General features: G+C 71.1%; 15 protein-coding genes, 1 pseudogene and 1 riboswitch. Of the genes and pseudogenes, 8 read left to right on the top strand and 8 right to left on the bottom strand.

Going from position 1 to position 21,305, the window contains the following annotated elements; all coding sequences use genetic code 11:
• Positions 1 to 431 (top strand): annotated as a pseudogene (locus GP2_RS21570) (hypothetical protein); the annotation flags it as partial.
• Positions 432 to 466: 35 nt separating this feature from the next.
• The gene (locus GP2_RS17340) at positions 467 to 907 is read left to right on the top strand and encodes a hypothetical protein (protein ID WP_006901843.1); all 441 of its coding nucleotides are present in this window, start codon (positions 467 to 469) and stop codon (positions 905 to 907) included.
• Between the two features lie 22 nt (positions 908 to 929).
• On the opposite strand, the gene glpK is transcribed toward GP2_RS17340, so the two are convergent.
• The gene (gene glpK, locus GP2_RS17335; RefSeq protein ID WP_006901842.1) at positions 930 to 2,417 is read right to left on the bottom strand and encodes a glycerol kinase GlpK; all 1,488 of its coding nucleotides are present in this window, start codon (positions 2,415 to 2,417) and stop codon (positions 930 to 932) included.
• 75 nt (positions 2,418 to 2,492) lie between these two features.
• Here glpK and glpD point away from each other — a divergent pair, with 75 nt between their 5' ends.
• Both glpD and GP2_RS17325 read left to right on the top strand, forming a co-directional pair.
• A complete protein-coding gene (gene glpD, locus GP2_RS17330; protein ID WP_006901841.1) occupies positions 2,493 to 4,235 on the top strand; it encodes a glycerol-3-phosphate dehydrogenase in 1,743 nt (580 codons plus the stop codon).
• Positions 4,236 to 4,322: 87 nt separating this feature from the next.
• Complete coding sequence (locus tag GP2_RS17325) at positions 4,323 to 4,745, top strand: pyridoxamine 5'-phosphate oxidase family protein (RefSeq protein WP_006901840.1); 423 nt, start codon at positions 4,323 to 4,325, stop codon at positions 4,743 to 4,745.
• 78 nt (positions 4,746 to 4,823) lie between these two features.
• Here GP2_RS17325 and GP2_RS17320 read toward each other — a convergent pair whose 3' ends face one another.
• Together GP2_RS17320 and GP2_RS17315 are read right to left on the bottom strand one after the other, a co-directional pair.
• Positions 4,824 to 5,615 (bottom strand): DNA-formamidopyrimidine glycosylase family protein, encoded by a 792-nt coding sequence (locus GP2_RS17320; RefSeq protein ID WP_006901839.1) that lies wholly within the window; start codon positions 5,613 to 5,615, stop codon positions 4,824 to 4,826.
• Positions 5,608 to 10,260 (bottom strand): ATP-dependent helicase, encoded by a 4,653-nt coding sequence (locus tag GP2_RS17315; RefSeq protein WP_006901838.1) that lies wholly within the window; start codon positions 10,258 to 10,260, stop codon positions 5,608 to 5,610. Before GP2_RS17315 ends, GP2_RS17320 begins: the two co-directional genes overlap by 8 nt.
• Positions 10,261 to 10,273: 13 nt before the next feature.
• A riboswitch (cobalamin riboswitch) is annotated at positions 10,274 to 10,461 on the top strand.
• Positions 10,462 to 10,498: 37 nt separating this feature from the next.
• Here GP2_RS17315 and GP2_RS17310 point away from each other — a divergent pair.
• The 4 genes from GP2_RS17310 (at position 10,499) to GP2_RS17295 (ending at position 13,508) form a co-directional block, all read left to right on the top strand.
• Positions 10,499 to 10,756, top strand: coding sequence for a CbtB domain-containing protein (locus tag GP2_RS17310; RefSeq protein ID WP_006901837.1), 258 nt, complete (start codon positions 10,499 to 10,501; stop codon positions 10,754 to 10,756).
• Between the two features lie 27 nt (positions 10,757 to 10,783).
• Entirely contained in the window at positions 10,784 to 11,611 is an 828-nt protein-coding gene (locus tag GP2_RS17305) for a CbtA family protein (protein ID WP_006901836.1), read from the top strand.
• Positions 11,612 to 11,636: 25 nt separating this feature from the next.
• On the top strand, positions 11,637 to 12,143 hold the full coding sequence (locus tag GP2_RS17300) for a histidine phosphatase family protein (RefSeq protein WP_040527343.1): 507 nt from the start codon (positions 11,637 to 11,639) through the stop codon (positions 12,141 to 12,143).
• Between the two features lie 135 nt (positions 12,144 to 12,278).
• Complete coding sequence (locus tag GP2_RS17295; protein ID WP_040527342.1) at positions 12,279 to 13,508, top strand: acyl-CoA dehydrogenase family protein; 1,230 nt, start codon at positions 12,279 to 12,281, stop codon at positions 13,506 to 13,508.
• Between the two features lie 45 nt (positions 13,509 to 13,553).
• On the opposite strand, the gene GP2_RS17290 is transcribed toward GP2_RS17295, so the two are convergent.
• From GP2_RS17290 to GP2_RS17270, 5 genes are all read right to left on the bottom strand, one after another.
• Entirely contained in the window at positions 13,554 to 16,328 is a 2,775-nt protein-coding gene (locus GP2_RS17290) for a molybdopterin-dependent oxidoreductase (protein ID WP_006901833.1), read from the bottom strand.
• A gap of 2 nt (positions 16,329 to 16,330) precedes the next feature.
• Positions 16,331 to 17,143 carry an FAD binding domain-containing protein gene (locus GP2_RS17285; RefSeq protein WP_006901832.1) on the bottom strand — a complete coding sequence of 271 codons (813 nt, stop codon included), beginning with the start codon at positions 17,141 to 17,143 and terminating at the stop codon, positions 16,331 to 16,333.
• On the bottom strand, positions 17,143 to 18,510 hold the full coding sequence (locus tag GP2_RS17280) for an 8-oxoguanine deaminase (RefSeq protein ID WP_006901831.1): 1,368 nt from the start codon (positions 18,508 to 18,510) through the stop codon (positions 17,143 to 17,145). Before GP2_RS17280 ends, GP2_RS17285 begins: the two co-directional genes overlap by 1 nt.
• Positions 18,511 to 18,604: 94 nt before the next feature.
• The gene (locus GP2_RS17275) at positions 18,605 to 20,125 is read right to left on the bottom strand and encodes an MFS transporter (protein ID WP_083900275.1); all 1,521 of its coding nucleotides are present in this window, start codon (positions 20,123 to 20,125) and stop codon (positions 18,605 to 18,607) included.
• Positions 20,126 to 20,275: 150 nt separating this feature from the next.
• On the bottom strand, positions 20,276 to 21,052 hold the full coding sequence (locus GP2_RS17270) for an SGNH/GDSL hydrolase family protein (protein ID WP_006901829.1): 777 nt from the start codon (positions 21,050 to 21,052) through the stop codon (positions 20,276 to 20,278).
• Between the last annotated feature and the right edge of the window lie 253 nt (positions 21,053 to 21,305).

Raw genomic sequence — 21,305 nt, 5'->3', positions numbered from 1 at the left:
CCGCCGGTGCGGCCGCGTCGTCCGCATCGCCGGGCATACCGGGACCACGGCCGATCACCCCGGCTGCGGGGCCGCTGGGAGCACCGCCGGTGGGGCGTCGCGGCGGCTCCGACGACGAGCGCCACAAGACCGCACCGTATCTGCACAACCGCGAGCACGGCGCAGAGATCGTCGGGGCCCTCCCGCTGGTGGGTCCGCCGGTGGTCGGGGACTGGCTGCCCGTCGCGACCACCGCGACGGGTCCATACGCCGACCCGGCCACGGCCCGGGAACCCGCTCCGTCGCCGCAGGACCCGACGGTCACGCCGGGACGAACCGGCATGGGACCCGAACCCGCCACCGGAAGGGACGGGGCGCCCGAGGACGCGGCTGCGGTGGACGACACCCCCGGGACGGGGCCGCGACCGAGCCGACGATCGGACGACGCGTGATGTCCGGGCACGGCCCGCACCCCGGAGGAGGGGAAGTGCCGAATCGAGTGGACCGCCTGCCGGGCGGGGTCGCCCGACTCGTCTCCGAGGTGCCGGACGAGGACGTGGTGCGGTGCCTGCAGCTGTTGGTCGCCACCGTCATGGACGTGACCGGCGCGTCGACGCCCGAGGTGCGCGAGGTGATCCGCCGGTGGCGTCAGCACGGGAGCGTCGATCAGGCCGGGGTGGGCTCGCTGCGCGCCGTGTCCGCCCATCACGACTTCGACGGCTTCGCCCATCAACGGCGCGGCGACGTCGACGCCCAGCGCGACAGCTTCCGGCGCGCCCGGGCGATCGACTGCGTCCTCGCCGCCATGTCGATCACGACCGCCGCGGAGGCCCCGCGCACGGCACTGCGGGAGGCCGCCTACGAGGCCTCTGCAGCCCTGGGTGGGACAGCGGGCGTGGTGGGCGTCCTCGCCGACTTCGTGGTCTGAGAAAGCCCGGCCGCCGGTGGCCTCACGCGAGGTCGAAGCTGTGCTCCACGGCCCGGTTCCATTCCCGGTAGAGGCGTTCGCGCTCACCGGGATCCATCGCCGGATTCCACCGCTTGTCCTCGGCCCAGTTGGCGCGGATCTCGTCCTCGCCCTCCCAGTAGCCGACGGCGAGCCCGGCGGCGTAGGCCGCGCCGAGTGCGGTGGTCTCGTTGACCACCGGGCGCACCACCGGGACGTCGAGGATGTCGGCCTGGAACTGCATCAGCAGCTCGTTGACGACCATCCCGCCGTCGACCTTGAGGGTCGACAACTCCATCCCGGAGTCGGCCTGCATCGCCTCGATGACCTCACGCGTCTGGAATGCGCTGGCCTCCAAGGCCGCCCGTGCCAGGTGCCCCTTGTTGACGAACCGCGTCAGGCCGACGATCACGCCCCGGGCATCGGACCGCCAGCGCGGTGCGAACAGGCCCGAGAAGGCGGGGACGAAGTAGGCGCCGCCGTTGTCGTCGACCCCGGCTGCGAGCTCTTCCACCTCGGCGGCGGTCCGGATGATCCCGAGGTTGTCGCGCAACCACTGGATGAGTGAGCCGGTCACCGCGATCGACCCCTCGAGCGCGTAGCGGGCCGGCTGGTCGCCGATGCGGTAGCAGACCGTGGTCAGCAGGCCGTGGTCGCTGAACACCGGTTCGGTGCCGGTGTTGAGCAGCAGGAAGTTGCCGGTGCCGTAGGTGTTCTTCGCCTCGCCGGGGGCCAGGCACGCCTGGCCGAAGGTGGCGGCCTGCTGGTCGCCGAGGATGCCGGACAGCGGGACACCCGGCAGCGGGCCCTGTCCGCGCAGATATCCGAAATGCCCTGAGGAGCTGCGGATCTCCGGCAGCATGGACATCGGTATGCCCATCTCGGCGCAGATCTCCTCGTCCCAGTCCAGGGTGTGGAGGTTCATGAGCATGGTGCGCGACGCGTTGGTCACGTCGGTGACGTGCACACCGCCGTCCACGCCGCCGGTCATGTTCCAGGCGAGCCAGGAATCCATTGTGCCGAAACACAGTTGGCCGGCCTCGGCCTTGTCGCGCAGGCCGTCGACGTGATCGAGCAGCCAGCGGATCTTCGGTCCGGCGAAATAGGTCGACAACGGCAGTCCGGTGCGGTCTCGGTAGCGGTCGACCCCGGCGTCGCCGGCGAGTTCCGCACACAGCTCGTTGGTCCTGGTGTCCTGCCAGACGATCGCGTTGTGCACCGGGCGGCCGGTCTCGCGGTCCCAGATCACCGTGGTCTCGCGCTGATTGGTGATGCCGCACGCGGCGATGTCGGCGGCGGTCAGCTCGGCCGAGGCCAGCGCGGCGGCGCCGGCGCGGCGCGTGTTGCGCCAGATCTCGGCGGCGTCGTGCTCCACCCAGCCCGCGCGGGGGAAGATCTGCTCGTGTTCGATCTGCTCGACGCCGACGACCCGTCCGGCGTGGTCGAAGATCATCGCCCGGGTCGAGGTGGTGCCCTGGTCGATGGCCGCCACGTATTTCCCTGCACTACCCACGCGGTCAGTGTCGCACGCTGTGGTGCGGCCCGAGATCAATTAGGCTCGGCGAGTATGAACACCGAGTTCAACCCGGACCGGCCCGCCGACATGGGGCCGCTGTACCGCGCCGAGGCGTGGCGCCGGTTCGGCGAGGAACAGTTCGACGTCGTGGTGATCGGCGGTGGTGTGGTCGGTGTGGGATGCGCGCTCGACGCGGCGACCCGTGGCCTGCGGGTCGCGCTGGTCGAGGCCCGCGACATCGCCTCCGGCACGTCGAGCCGGTCGTCGAAGATGTTCCACGGCGGACTCCGGTACCTCGAGCAACTCGAATTCGGCCTCGTCCGTGAGGCTCTCAAGGAACGTGAGCTCTCGCTGCGGTTCCTGGCGCCGCACCTGGTCAAGCCGCTGCCGTTCCTCTATCCGCTGACCCGGCGCGTCTGGGAGCGCCCGTACGTGGCGGCCGGCCTGTTCCTCTACGACCGCATGGGCGGGGCGAAATCTGTTCCCGGGCAGCGCCACGTGACGCGGTCGGGTGCGTTGCGCGTGGCCCCCGCGCTCAAACGCAACTCCCTGATCGGCGGAATCCGTTACTACGACACCGTCGTCGACGACGCGCGGCACAGTCTCACGGTGGCGCGCACCGCGGCGCAGTACGGCGCGGTGATCCGGACCTCGACGCAGGTGGTCGACTTCCTGCGCGAGGCCGATCGCGTGCTCGGCGTCCGTGTGCGCGACACCGAGACCGGCGAGATGACCGAGGTGCGGGCGCACTGCGTCATCAACGCCGCGGGGGTGTGGACCGACGAGGTGCAGGCGCTGTCGAAGCAGCGCGGCCACTTCCGGGTCCGCGCGTCGAAGGGCGTCCACATCGTGGTCCCGCGCGACCGCATCGTGAGCGAGACCGCGATCATCCTCCGCACGGCCAACTCGGTGCTGTTCGTCATCCCGTGGGAGACCCACTGGATCATCGGCACCACCGACACCGACTGGAACCTCGATCTCGCGCATCCGGCGGCCACCCGCAAGGACATCGACTACATCCTGGAGCGGGTCAACGAGGTGCTCGTCACGCCGCTGACCCACGACGACATCGAGGGCGTCTACGCGGGTCTGCGTCCGCTGCTGGCGGGGGAGGACGACGAGACGTCGAAGCTGCCGCGCGAGCACGCGGTGGCCACCGTCGCGCCGGGCCTGGTGTCCATCGCGGGCGGCAAGTACACGACCTACCGCGTCATGGCCGCCGACGCGGTGGACGCGTGCAACGACTTCATCCCCACCCGCGTGGCGCCGTCGATCACCGAGCGCGTTCCGCTGCTCGGCGCCGACGGCTACTACGCGCTGATCAACCAGTGCGAGCACCTGGGGCAACGGTACGGGCTCCATCCCTACCGCGTCCGGCGCCTGCTCAACCGGTACGGGTCGCTCATCGACGACGTCCTCTATTGCGCGCAGGAGGACAGGTCGCTGCTCGCGCCGCTCGCGGCCGCGCCGCAGTACCTGCGCGTCGAGGTGGTCTACGCGGCGATCGACGAGGCGGCCCTGCACCTCGAGGACGTCCTGGCACGCCGCACCCGGATCGCCATCGAGTACTCGCACCGCGGCGTCGACTGCGCAGAGGAGGTCGCCGACCTGCTGGCGCCGATCCTCGACTGGACGCCCGAGCAGCGCGACTTCGAGATCGCCAACTACCGGGCGCGCGTCGAGGCCGAGATCGCCTCGCAGCAGCAGCCCGACGACGACTCGGCCGACGCCCTGCGGGCCGCGGCCCCCGAGGCCCGCAAGGAGATCCTCGAACCGGTTCCGGTCCCCGACTGACACCGGTCACCTGCGGGACCTAGGTCTCTTTTCCGACAGCGGTTCTGGGAGCACCATCGGGAACAGGGGGGAGAGAAGGGACGGATCATGACAGAGACTCCGGTTCAGGTACTCGGCTCCGAAGAGGCCTGGGAACTTCTCGGCTCGGGCGAGCTGGGCCGCCTGGCGACGTGCGTGGACGGTGTTCCCGACATCTTCCCGGTGAACTACCACGCCGCGGACGGCAAGATCACCTTCCGCTCCGGCGAGGGCACGAAACTCGCGGAGCTGGCGGTCAACGGCCGCGTCGCGTTCGAGACCGACGCCTACACCGATGCCGGCGGGTGGAGCGTCATCGCCAAGGGCGAGGCGCGGATCCTGACCGGGTTGGGCGAGATCGAGGAAGCCGACAAGCTCCCGCTACGCCCGTGGATCCCGACGCTGAAGTACAACTACGTCGAGATCGCCGTCGACGAGATCTCCGCGCGCCGTTTCGAATTCGGTCCCGAGCCGGAGCGGTACCCGGTCTGAGCCACGCACACCCACCCCTTTTCGGTGAACCCGCAGCCCTGTGCGGGGGCGGATAAGCCGAACGGGGTGGGTGTGGTGTCACGTCTGGCAGCGTGGGCACCAGTAGATCGACCGCTCGCCGCCGGTCGACACCAGCTCGCCGCGTTTGATGAGGGTCGCGCAGCGCCGGCACAACTGGCCCTGGCGGCCGTACACCCACATCCGGCCATTGGGCGAGGTGTTACCGGTCGTCGTGCGTGCGGACCGTAACCTGTTGGCCCACAACAGGCGTCGGCTCAGGTCGACCATCGGTCCCAGGTCGACCTCGCCCACCGGTCGGGTGGGCAGGACCTTCCGCAGGTAGCAGATCTCGCTGCGGAAGACGTTGCCGACACCGGCCATGAGCCGCTGGTCGAGCAACGCGGCACCCACGGGCTGGTCCGGGTCGGCGGCGAGCCGCCGGATCGCCTCGTCGCGGTCGAAGTCGTCGGCGAGCAGGTCGGGGCCGAGGTAGGCGAGTGCGGCGTCGGGGTCGGCCAGGAGTTCGAGGATGCCGAGGTCGAAGCCGACGGCCTCGTGGGTCTCGGTGCGCAGCACGACCCGGGCCCGGTAGGCGGGGCGGCGCCAGCGGCGTCCGATGGGGTGGACGTGCCAGACCCCCTCCATCTTCAGGTGCGAGTGGACGCTCACCGCGTCGCCCGCGCCCGGCGTGCTCTCGTCGACGTCGATGAGCAGGTGCTTGCCCCTCGACCGGACCGCCACCACGTCGCGTCCGGACAGGTCGGCGGTGGCCAGCGACGGGATGCGGAACTGCGACGAGACGAGTCGACGCCCCTCGAGCACCGCGCGGAGCCGGGACGCGGCCGCGTAGACGGTATCGCCCTCAGGCATGGGTGCCGTACCTCAGCCGGATGCCGCGCGGCGTGGTCGCGAAACCGGCCTCGACGAGGACCTTGCCGAAGTCGGTGGCGCGCACCGGCTCCGAGTCGATCTGGTCGATGGTCAGCCGCGACACCCGCCCCGCCCGCACGAGCGCGACCAGCGCGCCGGCCGCCGACTCCAGGGCGGGGATGGAATCGGTGAACGTCAGCAACGTCTTGCCCCCGCGCTCGACGAAACACACGAGCTCACCGTCGACGATCACCACGAGCGCACCGGGTTTGCGGCCGGGCCGATGACCGGCGTCGGCGTCGCGGGAGCGCGGCCACTCCAGCGCCGCGCCGAACGGATTCGCCGGATCGGTGGCCGCGAGCACGCTCGCCTCGCGCGGCGGTTTGCGGTCGGGCAGGGCGTGGCGGCGCAGCTCGTCGACGGTGGCGGGGGAGGCGAACTGCGCGCCGCCGAGTCCGTCGACGTAGTACCCGCGACGTACCTGTCCGCTGTCCTCGAAGACGTTGAGCGCCTTGTAGACCCGCGCGAACCCGCCCGTCACCTCCTCGGTCATGACGCTGCCGCGGGTGATCACCCCGTACCGCGCGAGGAGCTGATCGCACAGGGCCTGCGTCGCGACCGTCGGGTCGATCTCGGCGCGGTCGAGGGCGAACCAGCGGCCGGCCGCGGTCGGGGACACCGAGGGCGCCTCGGCGTGCCCGGCCAGGTACCGCGCGGACAGCCGCCCTGCGCGGAGTCTCGGCGCCCGGCCGCGGGCCCGGTGGGCGGGGGCCGACCGCGGGGCCGACGGACTTCTCCGCGGATGGAGCAGGGCGCGGACCGGCGCGAAGGTGTCGTTCGAGACCTGCCCGGCCCACACCAGATCCCAGAGCGCGCTCTCGACACCGGCCGACGGGGTGGTCGTGCCGGTGGTGATGCCGGAGGCGAACTGCGGAAAACGGAGCGCGCCACCGGGTTCCAGAGCGGTGTGGATCGCCTCGTGGACCGCGGTGGTGTCGATCGGGTCGGGAGCGGGCAGCGTGAACGCGGCGACGTCGGCGGGGTGCAGCGCGATCCAGCCGTCCGCGTTCCCGATCCGGCCGTGCCCCGACCAGACCACTTCACCCGTGCTCAGCAACTCGTCGAGCATGGACGGCGCATAGTCCGACACCCGGGCGGGCAGGATCAGCGACTCCCAGGCGGACGCCGGCAACGGGAAACCGGCGAGCTGGTCGATGACCGTCGCGACCCCGTCGACGCCGCGGAGGGCGGTTTCGGGGGAGGCGTGCTGCCAGTCGAGCAGGAAGCGGGTGAGGACCTCGGGTCCGACGGGTGCCACCTCGGCCCGGCTCGCGGCCAGCGACCCGCGGCGGATCTGGCCCAGCACATCGGTGTGGCACCACTGCGTCGCCGCGGGCGAGACGGAATCGGTTGCCGGATCACCGGTCCGGTTCTCGGGCAGGAAGTCTCCCTCGACGACGCGTCGCTCGCCGGCGAGCCGGGCGAGGGTGTCGCGCACGACGGCGGTCGCGATGCCGAGCGCGCCGGCGGCCTCGGCGACGGTGAACGGGCCGTGGGTGCGCGCGTACCGCCCGACGAGGTCGCCGACCGGGTCGGGCACCGGCTCGAGGTAGGCGGCGGGCACGCCCATCGGCGCCGGGACCCCGAGGGCGTCGCGCAGGCGTGCGGTGTCGTCGATCGACGCCCACAGCGCGCGGCCGTTGTGGTTGACCGAGATGATCTGGCCGCTGCGATGCAGGTCGGCCAGGACAGCGGCGACGGGCTCCTCGCCGCGATAGCGTGCCTCGACCTCCTCGGTGGTCAGCGGACCGAGCCAGCGCAGCAGGTCGACGACGTCCTCGGCGTCACGCGCCTGACGCTCCGGCGCGAGCCGCTGCAGCCGGGCGATCACGTCGGCTATCACTCCCGGGTCGAGCAGTTCGCGCAGGTCGACGCGCCCGAGCAGCTGGGCGAGCAGACTGGTGTCCAGGGAGAGGGCGGCCGCCCGGCGTTCGGCGAGCGGGGCGTCGTCGGCGTACATGAAGGCGCCGACGTAGCCGAACAGCAGCGATGCGGCGAACGGCGAGGGACTGGGTGTCTCGGTCTCCACCACCCGGATGCGGCGTGCCCGGATGCGACCCAGCAGGTCGAGCAGGGCGGGCAGGTCGTAGACGTCCTGGAGGCACTCCCGCACCGCCTCGAGCACGATCGGGAAGTCCGGGAACTTCGACGCCACGGACAGCAGCTGCGCGCTGCGCTGCCGCTGCTGCCACAACGGTGCCCGTCGGCCGGGGTCGCGCCGCGGCAGAAGCAGTGCGCGCGAGGCGCATTCGCGGAAGCGGGAGGCGAACAGCGAGGAATCGGCCAGGCCGTCGGTCACGAGTTGCTCCACCTCGTCGGGGTCGAGCAGGAAGACGCCGGCCCCCGGCGGGTCGTCGTCGGTGTCGGGGAGGCGGACGATGATGCCGTCGTCGGAGGCGGTGGTGGCGCCCTCGATGCCGAGGGTGGCCAGTAGGCGCTGGGAGATGGCGCTGGCCCACGGGGCGTGCACGCGGAGGCCGTAGGGGGAGTGCAGGATCACCCGCCAGTCGCCGAGTTCGTCGCGGAACCGCTCGACCACCAGTGTCTTGTCGGTGGGCAGGTGCCCGGTGGCCTCGCGCTGTTCGGCGATCAGGTTCGCGAGGTTGGTGCGGGCGTTGTCGGTGAGGCCGAGCCGTTCGACGTGGGCGTCGAGCTTCTCGGCGTCGGCGATCGCGCCGGTGAACGCGCCGATGGCCGCGCCGAGTTCGGCGGGGCGGCCCACCGCGTCGCCGATCCAGAAGGGGAGCCGGCCGGGTTGGCCGAACGCCGGCGACACCAGCACGCGGTCGTGGGTGATGTCCTCGATCCGCCAGCTCGTCGCGCCGAGCGCGAAGACGTCGCCGACGCGGGACTCGTAGACCATCTCCTCGTCGAGTTCGCCCACGCGCGTGGCCTTCTCGCCGACCATGAAGACGCCGAACAGGCCGCGGTCGGGGATGGAACCGCCCGAGGTGACCGCGAGCCGTTGCGCGCCCCGGCGTCCGGTGAGGACTCCGGCGTCGCGATCCCAGTTCACGCGGGGCCGCAGTTCGGCGAACTCGTCGGACGGGAACCGGCCCGCGATGAGGTCGAGCGTGGCCTCGTAGACCCCGCGACCGAGTTCCCGGTACGGCGCGGCGCGGCGCACCACCTCGTACCAGTGGTCGACGTCGAGGTCGTCGACGGCGGCCGCCGCGATCGTCTGCTGGGCGAGGATGTCGAGCGGGTTCTGCGGCACGCTGATCTGCTCGATCTGACCGTCGAGCATGCGCTCGACGGTGACCGTGCAGTGCAGCAGGTCGGTGCGGTGCTTGGGGAACAGGATGCCCTGGCTGATCTCGCCGACCTGGTGGCCGGCGCGACCGATGCGCTGCAGGCCGCTGGCCACCGACGGCGGGGCCTCCACCTGGATGACGAGGTCCACCGAGCCCATGTCGATGCCGAGTTCGAGCGAACTCGTGGCGACCACGCATCGCAGGCGGCCCGACTTGAGGTCGTCCTCGATCTGCGCGCGTTGTTCCTTGCTGACCGAGCCGTGGTGGGCGCGCGCGAGTACGGGCTCGGCTCCCGAACTGGCACCGCTTCCCATCACCAGCGCCGGTGCGCCGCCGGCGACCGACGGGTTGGCCTTCTGCTCGGCGGGCGAGCCGTGACGCTCGGCGTGGATCTCGTTGAGACGGGCGGTCAGCTTCTCGGCGAGCCGGCGCGAGTTCGCGAACACGATGGTCGCGCGGTCTGCCTCGATCTGGTCGACGATGGCGGCCTCGACGTAGGGCCACAGCGATCCCGCGGTCGGCGAGAACGCGTCGTCGAGTTCTGCGCCGGCGCCCTCGGGACCCGGAGGCGGCGGGATGTTCGCCATGTCCTCGACGGGAACGTCGACGCGCAGGTCGAAGGTCTTCTCGGCCTTCGGCTTCACGACGGTGCACGGGGCGGCCCCGGACAGGAAGCCGGCCACCACCTCGGGCGGCCGCACCGTCGCCGACAGGCCGATGCGCTGCGCCGGCTTCTCGAGCAGCTCGTCGAGACGTTCGAGGGTGAGCGCGAGATGGGTGCCGCGCTTGGTCGAGGCGACGGCGTGCACCTCGTCGACGATGACCGCCTCGACGTCGGTGAGCGTCTCGCGCGCCGCCGACGTAAGCATCAGGTAGAGCGACTCCGGCGTGGTGATCAGGATGTCCGGCGGCGACTTGATCAAACTGCGGCGCTCGGCCGCCGGGGTGTCGCCGGAGCGGACGCCGACGGTGATGTTCGGCTCGGGCAGGTTCAGCTCCTGCGCGGCGCGCGTGATGCCGGTCAGCGGGGCGCGGAGGTTGCGCTCGACGTCGACCGCGAGCGCCTTCAGCGGCGAGATGTAGACGACGCGGGTACCGGTCCGTCTCGGCTCGGCGGCCCGCTCGGCGGCCTCGGCGGCGAGCCGGTCGAGGGCCCACAGGAATGCCGCGAGGGTCTTGCCGGAGCCCGTCGGTGCGATGACGAGGGTGTTCGCGCCGTCGGCGATGGAGGTCCACGCGCCCTTCTGCGCGGCGGTGGGCTTGGTGAAGGCGCTGGTGAACCACCGCCGGGTGGGGGCGGTGAAGCGGTCGAGCACCGAGGGGCGGGGCATCTCTCCACTATGTCTCACCGGTGCGACAGACGGCCGTATCGCGTGCGTATAAGGTCGACGTACGCCTGTACGGGGAATCCGGTGAGAATCCGGAGCGGTCGCGCCACTGTGAGCGACGACAACCGGACGCGGTCGGGAGTATCTCGACGGTGTCCGATGTCGACGCGAGCCAGGATGCCGTGCCGGCGGATGAGATCCACAACTCTCCGACGCGAGATCGGCGAAAGGACACCGACACATGACCATCGGAACCCCTGATCAGGGAATCCCCGTATCCGGCACGACAGCGGCCGCGGCCGCACCGCGGGCCATCGCGGTGCCGAACCTCTCCGCGGCGAGCGCCGCGCTCTGGCTGAGCCTCACCGTGCTGCTCGCCGCACTGGCCTACTACTTCCTCGGGTACGACCAGGGCGTGGTGTCGGTGTTCGGCGAGAACACCTACGTGCACGAGTTCGTGCACGACGCACGCCACTTCCTCGGCTTCCCCTGCCACTGAGCGACCGGCGGAAGGGGACAAGTTCACATGGAGAAGAAGTTCATCGGCGCGGGCCTGCTGTCGGGTCTGATCGCCGGCATCATCTCGTTCGTCTTCGCCCGGTTGTTCATCGAACCGGTCGTGGGCAAGGCCATCGACTACGAGGGCGCGCGTTCGGAGGCCGAGGAGACCCTCGAACACGCGGCGGGCGGACACCACCACCACGGCGAGGAGGGTGAGGTCTTCACCCGCGCCATGCAGGAGAACCTCGGGGCCGGTGTCGGCACTCTGGTGTTCGCGCTCTGCATGGGAGCGTTCTTCGCGGTCGCGTTCACGGTCCTGTGGTCCTACGTCGGCAGGCGGTACCCGGCGACCGACCCGCGCGCGGTCGCGGGCGCGCTCGGCGTGATCGGGTTCGTCGCCGTCTTCGGCGTGCCGTTCTTCGCCTACCCGGGCAATCCGCCCGCGGTCGGCGACGACGACACCATCGGCGAGCGGACCGCGGCGTTCCTGACGATCACCGTGGCGTCGGTGGTGCTCGCCATCGCGGCCGTGGTGCTCGCGCTGTGGCTGCGACCGCGGATCGGCGGGCTCGTCTCGGGGATCGCCGGCACGGCGGCGTATCTGGTCGCCGTGGGCGTCACCATCGCGGTGCTGCCGTCGTTCCACGAGGTCCCCGAACCCCTGCGCGACGACGCCGGGCAGATCGTGTTCCCGGGATTCCCGGCCGACGTGGTGGGCGATTTCCGCGTGTACGCGATCGCCAACCAGGTCATCCTCTGGACCGTCCTGACGCTGACCTTCGCGGTGGCCCTCGGCGCGATGTCGCGTTCGAGGAGCGACGGGCGGACCGTCGTCGGCGCCGGTTCGAGGTGAGCGCGGCCGGGTGCACTCACCGCTGATGCAGATCATCACCGCCGGGCGCACCGGCCCCAACAGGTCGGTGCGCTTCGGCGGTGAGGCGCCGCTGGACGACCGGGGGCGCCGGGACGTCGTCGCGGTGGCAGGCGGCATCGAACCCGTCGTCGCCTGTGGGCCCGAGCCGGCGACGCTCGAGAGCGCCCGTCTCCTCGGCGCACCCGTCGAGCAGATCGTCGACGACGCGCTGCGCACCCTGGACGTGGGGGCATGGGCCGGCCTCGCGCCGGAACAGGTCCCGCCGCACCAACTCGCGGCCTGGTTCGCCGACCCCGGCGCGACACCGCACGGAGGGGAGAGCATCGCCGGCCTCGTCGATCGCGTCCACGCCTGGCGGGACCACATGATGGACGAGATCGCCGGCCGTGCGGTCGTCGTGGCCATGCCCGTCGCCCAGGCCCTGCTGTGCCGAGAGGCATCCGACTACTTCCGGGCCGAGGTCCGGCCGGCGGCCGTGTACCGGTGGCCCCGGGACCGTACCGGCGGGTGAGACGACGCACGGCGAAGACACGAAGAGACGGAATCGCCGTGATGTGCCTAGACATCGACAGTGACTCCTGACACAGTTGAACCGGCAAAGTGAAACGTGTTCCACCTCGGTGGCTACCGGTCTGGGAGAGTGACGATGTTCGAGTGGTCCGAAGAAGACCTGATGGTTCGGGATGCGCTGCGCGCGTTCATCGACAAGGAGATCCGGCCACATGTCGACGAGCTCGAGGCCGGCCAGCTCCCGCCCTACGACATCACCCGCAAGCTGCTGCAGACCTTCGGCGTCGACCAGATGGCCAAGGACGCGCTGGAGAAGGAACTCGCGGCCGAGGCCGCCGGGGAGAAGAAGGAGTCGTCCGGCGGCGGTGGCGGCGCCATGGGCGGCTCGATGTTCATGATGGTCAACATCGAACTGGCCGGCGTGTGTCTCGGCCTCGTCGCCTCGCTGGGCGTGAGCATGGGTCTGACCGCGTCGACGATCCGCAGCCGCGGCACCCTCGCACAGAAGAAGCGCTGGTTGCCGGAACTGGTGACGATGGAGAAGGTCGGCGCCTGGGCCATCACCGAACCCGACTCGGGCTCGGATGCGCTGGGCGGCATGAAGACCACCGTGCGCCGCGACGGCGACGATTACATCCTCAACGGTCAGAAGACCTTCATCACCAACGGCCCGTACGCCGACACCATCGTCGTGTTCGCCAAGCTCGACGACGGCAGCGACACCCCGATCCGCGACCGCAAGGTGCTCACCTTCGTCCTCGACAAGGGCATGCCCGGTCTCACGCAGGGCAAGCCGTTCAAGAAGATGGGCATGATGAGCTCGCCGACCGGTGAGCTGTTCTTCGACAACGTCCGCCTCGGCAAGGACCGCCTGCTCGGCGAGACCGAGGACACCGGCGCCGACGCCCGCGGCGCCGAGGGCGCCAAGGCCGGGTTCGTCGCCGAGCGCATCGGCATCGCCGCCCTGTCGCTGGGCATCATCAACGAGGCGCAGCGCCTGTCGGTCGACTACGCCAAGAACCGCAAGCTGTGGGGCCAGCCGATCGGCGACTTCCAGCTCATCCAGCTCAAGCTCGCCGAGATGGAGATCGCGCGGATCAACGTGCAGAACATGCTGTTCAACGCGATCGAGCGCGCCAAGGCCGGCAAGCCGCTGAGCCTGGCCGAGGCGTCGGCGATGAAGCTGTACTCGTCGCGGGCGGCGACCGATGTCGCCATGGAGGCGGTCCAGCTGTTCGGCGGCAACGGCTACATGGCGGAGTACCGGGTGGAGCAACTCGCCCGGGATGCGAAGTCGCTCATGATCTACGCGGGCAGCAACGAGATCCAGGTGACCCACGTCGCCAAGGGGCTGTTGCGCGGCTGAGCCGTCGGCTCCATGGACCGGAGCCGCGCCTCGCGCGGCTTCGGGCTATGGGGTCGCGGCCTGAGCCAGCCGCCAGACCCGATCCCGCGACATCGGGGTCTCGTGGGGCCGCACGCCGATCGCGCGGCGGATGGCATTGGCCAGCGCGGGCGCGACCGGGTTGAACGGCGACTCCGACATCGACTTGGCGCCGAACGGCCCGAGCTCGTCGGCGGTGTCGGCGAAATAGACCTCGGTGTAGGGGATGTCGGCCATCTGCGGCACCCGGTACGTGCGGAAGACCTTGGTCACGGGCACCCCCTCGTCGAGCATGATCTCCTCGTAGAGCGCAGACCCGATACCTTGCGCCACACCGCCTTCCACCTGTCCCCGGCACTGCTCGGGATTCATCACGGTGCCCGCGTCGGCGGCGTGGACCGACTGCAGGATCACGACTTTGCCGGTATCGGTGTCCACGGCCACGCGGAATGCCTGCACGTTGAACGCGATCGAGCGCATCTCGCCGCGTTCCTCGCCGGCGGCGTAGGCGCGGGAGCCGTCGGGCAGGTCGAGGCGGTGGCGGCTGTCCACGGCGGCGATGAGGTCGCCGAAGCCGATGAGACCCTCGCCGACGATCGCCCCGTCCGGGCCCATCCGGATCTCCGCCGGATCGGCTCCGGTGAGCCGGCCGGCCGCATCGACGAGGGCGTCGCGCAGCGCGAGGCTCGCGGCGTGCACCGCCTTGCCCGCGACGGTGGTCCCGGCCGACGCGAACGCACCGGTGTCATATGCCGCGGCGTCGGTGTCGCCGTGGTGCAGGGAGACCCGCGAGACGTCCGTCGCCAGTGCGGTGGCGACGATCTGCGTGTGCACCGTGGTGGTGCCGTTGCCGAACTCGCACGTCCCGACGCCGACGTGGTAGGTCCCGCCGGTATCGACGGAGACGGTGACCTCGGAGATGTGTCCGCGCGGGGCCATCGTGGCGATCGCGGCGATGGCCATGCCTTCACCGACGCGCCACCGCGGCCCGGGCGGCGGGGCGACCCCGTTGCCGCGCCGCAGCGCGGCCTCGGCGGCGTCGAGACACTGGTCGAGCCCGTAACTGCCGTACACCAGGTCGACCTCGGGTTCGGGCCGGGCGATCAGCAGCGGGTCGCCGTCGGCGACCGCGTTGCGGCGGCGCAGCTCGAAGGGGTCGATGCCGAGGCGGAGGGCGAGCTCGTCCATCGCGGACTCGACCGCGAAGATCACCTGGCCGAGGCCGTATCCGCGGAAGGCTCCCGACGGCGGGTTGTTGGTGTAGACGGCCTCGGCGTCGATCCGTTTGACGGGGCAGTTGTAGATCGACACCGACTCCGCGCAGGCGTGGAACATGACGCCGATCGCGTGGTTGCCGTAGGCGCCGGTGTCCGAGAAAACCTCCACGCGCAGGGCGGCCAGCCGCCCGTCGTCGTCGGCGCCGAGTTCGACCGTCACCCGCATGGGATGCCGGTAGGTGGTGCGGGTCATCTCGTCAGTGCGGGTCATCTCGTAGACGCAGGGCCGGCCGGTGCGCAGGGTGGCGATGGCGGCGAGGTCCTCGGTGAGGAGTTCCTGCTTGCCGCCGAATCCGCCGCCCACGCGGCCGCTGAACACCCGCACCCTCTCGACCGGCAGGTCGAGGATGCGGGCCAGTTCGTCACGCACCAGGTACGGGACCTGCGTGGACGTGCGCACCACCAGGCGACCCTGGGCGTCCAGCCATGCCACCGAGCCGTGTGTCTCCAACTGCGCGTGGGACACCCGCTGGGTCTGCCAGGTTCCGCGCACCGTCGTCGACGACCCGGCCAGGGCCACGTCGATGTCGCCGCCGAAGCCCTCGTGGAAGGTCGCCACGACATTGCGCTCGGGTTCGGCGACCCGCTCCTCGGGGGTGCGGTCGCGATGCAGGAGCGGTGCTCCGGGCGAGCGTGCCTCCTCGGGGTCGAAGACCGCGGGCAGGACGTCGTAGGTGACGCGGATCAGTTGTGCCGCCTGTTCGGCGACGCCCGGCGTGGTCGCGACCACCGCGGCCACCCGTTGGCCGACGAATCGCACGACCGGGTCGAAGACCAGCGTGTCGTCGGGGTCCTCGAGGCGGTTCTCATGGCGGGCGGTGGAAAACCTCGGCGTGGAGACGTTCTCGTGGGTGAGGATCAGCTCGACGCCGGGCAGGGCCGAGGCGTCGGCGGTGTCGATGGCGACGATGCGCGCATGCGGATGCGGCGACCCGAGGACGTGGATGTGCAGGGCGTCGGTCAGCGGCACGTCGAAGGTGTAGGGCTCGGTCCCGGTCACCACCCGGCGCGCCGCCGGCGGGGTCACCGAGGTGCCCACCGCCTGTCGAGTGACGGCCGGGGAGGCGTCGGGCGCGCCTGCCCGGCCCGTCTCGCCGGTGACGGCGCCGGCGATCGCCTCCCGGATGGAGCGATATCCCGTGCAGCGACACAGGTTTCCCTTCATCCGCCGCGGCAGGTCGTCGAGGTCGGCGGGGGTCAGCGTCGACGAGGTGACGATCATCCCGGCGGTGCAGAACCCGCACTGGAACCCGAAGTGGTCGACGAAGGACTGTTGCACGGGATGGAGATCCTCGGGGGTGCCGAGGCCCGCCACCGTGGTGACCGCCCGCCCGGCGGCGCGCTGCGCCGGAAAGATGCAGGAGTGCACCGGCTTGCCGTCGACGAGGACCGAGCAGGCGCCGCAGTCTCCCGCGTCGCACCCCTTCTTCACCTCGAAGTGGGCGTGTTGCCGCAGCAGCGTCCGAAGGCACTGTCCCGGTGCGGGTTCGGCGTCGACGCGCTCTCCGTTGATCTCGAATTCCATCGTCACGCCGTCCCTTCGAGTTCGAGACGGATCTCCTCGGCGAGCACCGCGGAGACGGCCCGCCGCCAGTCCGCCGAGCCGAGCGGGTCGGTGTGGTAGCCGGGCGCGGCGGAGATGTCGTGCCGCAGCCGGTCGGCGCTCGGCGGTGAGGGGTACCGCAGGACCGTGGGCCATTCGGTGGCCGCGGTGATCCCGTACACCGTGGTGCCGTCCGGGTCGATGCGCCCGGTGACCACCGCGCCCGAGCGGCCGAGTTCGGCGAGGGCGATCTTCCGGAACCCGGTGCGCGCGGCCAGCGCGTGCCCGGGGAAGTCGACGGCGCGCAGGACCTCGCCCGGCCCGAGGACGTTGATGCCGTTGCCGATCACCAGATCGGCCACCGGCAGGTCGCGGTCGGCGCCGTCGCGATGCCAGATGTGGGCGGTCGCGTCGAGGCCGACGGCCAGCGACACCATCGACGCGGCGGAGAACGAGCGGCAGATGTTCCCGCCGACGGTGGCCATGTTCCAGATCTTGAACGAGGCGAGGAGGGCGTTCGCGCACTGCGCGAACAGGGGGTGGGCGCGGAGGCCGGGACGTGGCGGGAGGGCGGCGAGTTCGGCGACAGTGCAGGTGGCGCCGACGCGCAGGCCGCCGTCGGGGAGCTCCTCGAACGACGGCCAGCCCATCTCGCTGAGATCGACCAGGCCGGTCGTCGCGGGTTGCGGCTCGGAGAACACCCAGGTCCCGCCGGCGACGATCTGCTCGCCGGGTTCAGGGAAGACCTGCTCGCGCGAGCGTGCGAACCGGTAGCGGGTGACGGCGGCGAGGTCCATCAGCGCGCCTTGTCCATCAGGCGGCGGTGTGCGACCGCGACGGACTCGGTCATGGCGGCGGTGTCGATGGTGAGGATTTCTCCGTCGGCGACCACCCGGCGCCCGTGCACCCACGACGCCTTGATCGGCGGGATCGCTCCGAGCACCAGCGCGGCGACCGGGTCGTCGATGTCGCGGTGGGCCACCGTGGACAGGTCCCAGAGCACGAGGTCGGCGAACTTGCCCGGTTCGATGGAGCCGATCTCGTCTTCCCGGCCGAGCACGCGTGCGCCGCCGCGGGTGGCGAGTTCGAGCGCGGTGCGGGTGGTCAGGGCGGTGGGGCCGCCGCGGGCACGCGCCATCAGGACGGCCTGGTGGGCCTCCTCGAGGAGTCGGGCCGATTCGTTCGACGCCGCGCCGTCGACGCCGAGACCCACCGGGACGCCCGCGTCGACGAGATCGCGGGTTCGGCAGATCCCGTTGCCCAGGCGGGCGTTCGAGGTGGGGCAGTGGGCCACACCGGTCTGCGTCGCGGCCAGGCGGGCGATCGCGGCGTCGTCGAACTCCACGCCGTGGGCGTACCAGACGTCGTCGCCCACCCAGCCGACCGACTCCATGTACTCCAAGGGGGCGCAGCCGAAGTGCTCGGCGCAGTAGGCGTCCTCGTCGACCGATTCCGCGAGATGCGTGTGCATGCGGACGCCGAGATCGCGTGCCAGCACGGCGGACTCGCGCAAGAGGTCGGTCGTGACGGAGAACGGTGAACAGGGGGCGAGTGCGATCCGCAGCATCGCGCCGGGTTCCGGGTCGTGCCAGCGGGCGACGGCGTCGGCACTGGCGGCGAGGATCTCGTCGATGGTCTGGACCACCGAGTCCGGGGGGAGGCCGCCGTCCTTCTCCGAGAGGTCCATCGAACCGCGGGTCGGGTGGAACCGCAGGCCGATCTCGCCCGCCGCGGCGATCTCGGCACCGAGCAGGTCACCGCCCTCGCGGGGGAAGACGTAGTGGTGGTCGGTCGTCGTGGTGCATCCGGACAGCGCCAGTTGGGCCAGCCCGCCGAGGGCCGCCGCGTGCAGCGCCTCCTCGTCGATCCCGGCCCAGATCGGGTAGAGGGTCTGCAGCCACTCGAACAGCGTGTGGTCGGCGGCGAGACCGCGCGTGATCCATTGGTAGAGGTGGTGATGCGTGTTCACCAGACCCGGGGTGAGGACGCATCCGCGACCGTCGACCCGCACCACGTCGCCGTCGACCGATGCCGCCGGGATCGGCTCGGCGGACACCGCCGCGATCCGGGTTCCGTCCACGAGCACCGACGCCCCGGGCAGTTCCCGGCGCTGCGCGTCGAGCGTCAGCACGTGGGTGTTCTCGATCAGGATCGCGGGGGCCACGGCGTCACGCTACGTGCATCCGACCCCGTGCGCATCTCGTGTCACGAAGCCCGACGTCCGGATGGGAAGCGGGCTCCCATCCGGCGTCTCGGGCTCAGACGGAGGTCTCGGTGATGCCCTTGTGCGCCGGGATGGCGAAGGCGACCAGCGCCGCGACCGCACACGCGCCGAGGCCGATCACCGACGCCCAGAGGTACCCGTCGGTGGTGGGGACCGCGGCGGCCGCGCCGTCCGGGCCCGTGAACGACGTCATCGACCACGTCAGCAGCATGCCGACGACCGCCGAGGCGGTGGAGGTGCCGATGATCCGCATCAGGGCGTTGACGCCGTTGGACTCGCCGGTCTGCTCGACGCTGACCACCTGCATGATGAGCGCCGGCATCGCCGAGTAGGCGATGCCGAGGCCGGCGCCGATACAGCAGCTGAGGACGAGCATGTGGATCCAGGAGATGCCCCACGGTCCCGCGACGCCGACGATGAAGATGAGGTAGCCGATCCCGATGACCACGCCGCCGAGGGCCAGCGACACGCGCGCGCCGAGGGCGGCGTTCATCCGGCCGCTGACATTGGACATCGCGAACATCACCAGGCCGCTGGGCGCGAGGATGAGGCTCGCGTGGACCATGTCGTAGCCGAGGCCGTCCGGGGTGAACGTCGGGGCCATCAGCAGCTGGATGGGGATCAGCTGCATCGCGTAGAAGGCGAACCCGGTGGCGATCGACGCGAGGTTGGTCAGGAAGAGCGGTCTGGTCCTCAGGATCCGGAGGTCGATCAGCGGGTTGTCGCGGCGGAGTTCGATGACCGCCCAGAGAGCGAGCAGGACGACGAAGCCGCCGAGCAGCCCGAGTGTGAGCGGGCTGCCCCAGCCCCACGACGCGCCCTTCGAGAGCGGCAGGAGCAGGCACATCAGGAACGCGCCGAGCCCGAGCGCGCCGATCGCGTCGAAGCGTCCGCCCGCGGTCACGGTGTTCGACGGGACGGTCAGCAGGACGCCGAGCGCCGCGAGTGCCGCGGTGAGCCCGCACACCCAGAACAGCGCGTGCCAGCTGACGTGCTGGGCGATCGCCGCCGCGATCGGCAGGCCGAGGGCGCCGCCGATGCCCAGTGACGCGCTCATGGTTCCGACGGCGGTGCCGAGGTGTCTGGGCGGAACGATGTCGCGCATCACGCTGATGCCGAGGGCGACGATGCCGAAGCCGAGGCCCTGTAGCCCCCGGCCGAGGATGAACAGCGGCAACGACGTGGCCAGTGCGCAGACCACCGACCCGAGGGCCACGAAACCGAGGCTGCCGAGGATCGCCCGGCGCTTGCCGTACATGTCGCCGATGCGGCCGCCGATCGGCGTCGCGACCGCGGCGACGAGCAGCGTGATCGTGATCGCCCAGGTGGTGTTGGAGGGCTCGGCGTTCAGCAGGGTCGGCAGTTCGGGGATGAGCGGGACGATGATCGTCTGCATCACCGCCACGACGATGCCGGCGAGACACAGCACCACGACCGCGGCACGCGGGTGGGGCTTCTCGTCCTCGTGGGAATCGGGACGGGACTCCAGCGATGATTCGACGGCGTCGGGGGTCTCCTCGCCGGACACCCCGCCGGTCCCCGTGCTCCTGGTCACGAGACCGTCCGGCTCGTCGTACACATGATCGTTCACACCTCCGAACGATCAGGGTATCGGTGCCGCGTCGTTCGAGTACGTCGGCGTGCGCGAATCCCGTCCGAACGGACGAGTCCAGACCTCGGTCGGAGGGAGCCGGGGTCACGGGGTTCAGAGTGCGAGAAGCTCGGCCGCCGACACCGGCTGTGGCCAGCGCGGGGTGATCCCGTCGCCCGAGGACACCCCGCGGATGCGTCGCATCACCCACGGCGCCAGGAACGTGCGAGCCCATTCGGCGTTCTGCCGACGTTGTTCGCGCCGCGACAGCTCGGCCGCGGCCTCGAGTTCCACGCGGGTGATGTCGTGGTCGACGCCGAGCAGGTCTAGGACCTCGGCGGCCATGCGGGTGTGGCCGAGCGAGGACATGTGCAGCCGGTCGGTGTCCCACATGCGGTAGTCGTCGAAGCCCTTCAGGCGCCAGTAGTCGAGGACCATGACGCCGTGGCGGTCGGCGACCTCGCGGACCAGCTCGTTGTAGATGGCGATGCGGCCGCGGAGCTTGCGGAACACCGGCGCCCACCCGGTGTCGTAGGCGGTGAAGACGACGACCGTCGCACCGGTGGCGGCGAGCTTGCCGATGGCGGTGTCGTACCGGTCGACGAGCGCATCGACGTCGAGCCCGGGCCGCATGAGGTCGTTGCCGCCTGCGTAGATCGTCACCAGGTCGGGGTTCATCGCGACGGCCGGCTCGAGCTGCTCGGCGATGACGGCGTCGAGCAGGCGCCCGCGGATCGCGAGATTGGCGTAGGCGAAGCCCTCGTCGTGCCGGGCGAGCTGTTCGGCGACCCGGTCGGCCCAGCCGCGCAGCCCGTTGGGGCGGGTCGGGTCCGCGTCTCCGACTCCCTCGGTGAACGAGTCGCCCAACGCGACGTAGCGGGTGAAGCCCACGATGCTGGTCCTCCTGGTCGACTATGACGATCGGCTTAGAGCCGACCGGGTGAGAACAGTAGTTCGCGCCGACGCGACGAGCCAAAGTCTGCGGCGTGGGTCACCGGTGAGGGGCGGTGCGAACGGCCGAGGGGTCGGGTCGTGCGGCGGCCGGGCCGTGGATCCCGACGGGATCGGCCGGTCGGGGTCGGGGGTGTGTGGCGCCGGAGCTCTGAGGCCGGCGGGCGTGTGGGTGTGTCGGCGTTCGGTGGCG

Source organism: Gordonia paraffinivorans NBRC 108238 (assembly GCF_000344155.1).
In the GTDB taxonomy this organism is placed as follows: domain Bacteria; phylum Actinomycetota; class Actinomycetes; order Mycobacteriales; family Mycobacteriaceae; genus Gordonia; species Gordonia paraffinivorans.
Note: the sequence above shows the minus strand (reverse complement) of the source record. Positions and strands in the feature narration are given on the sequence as shown.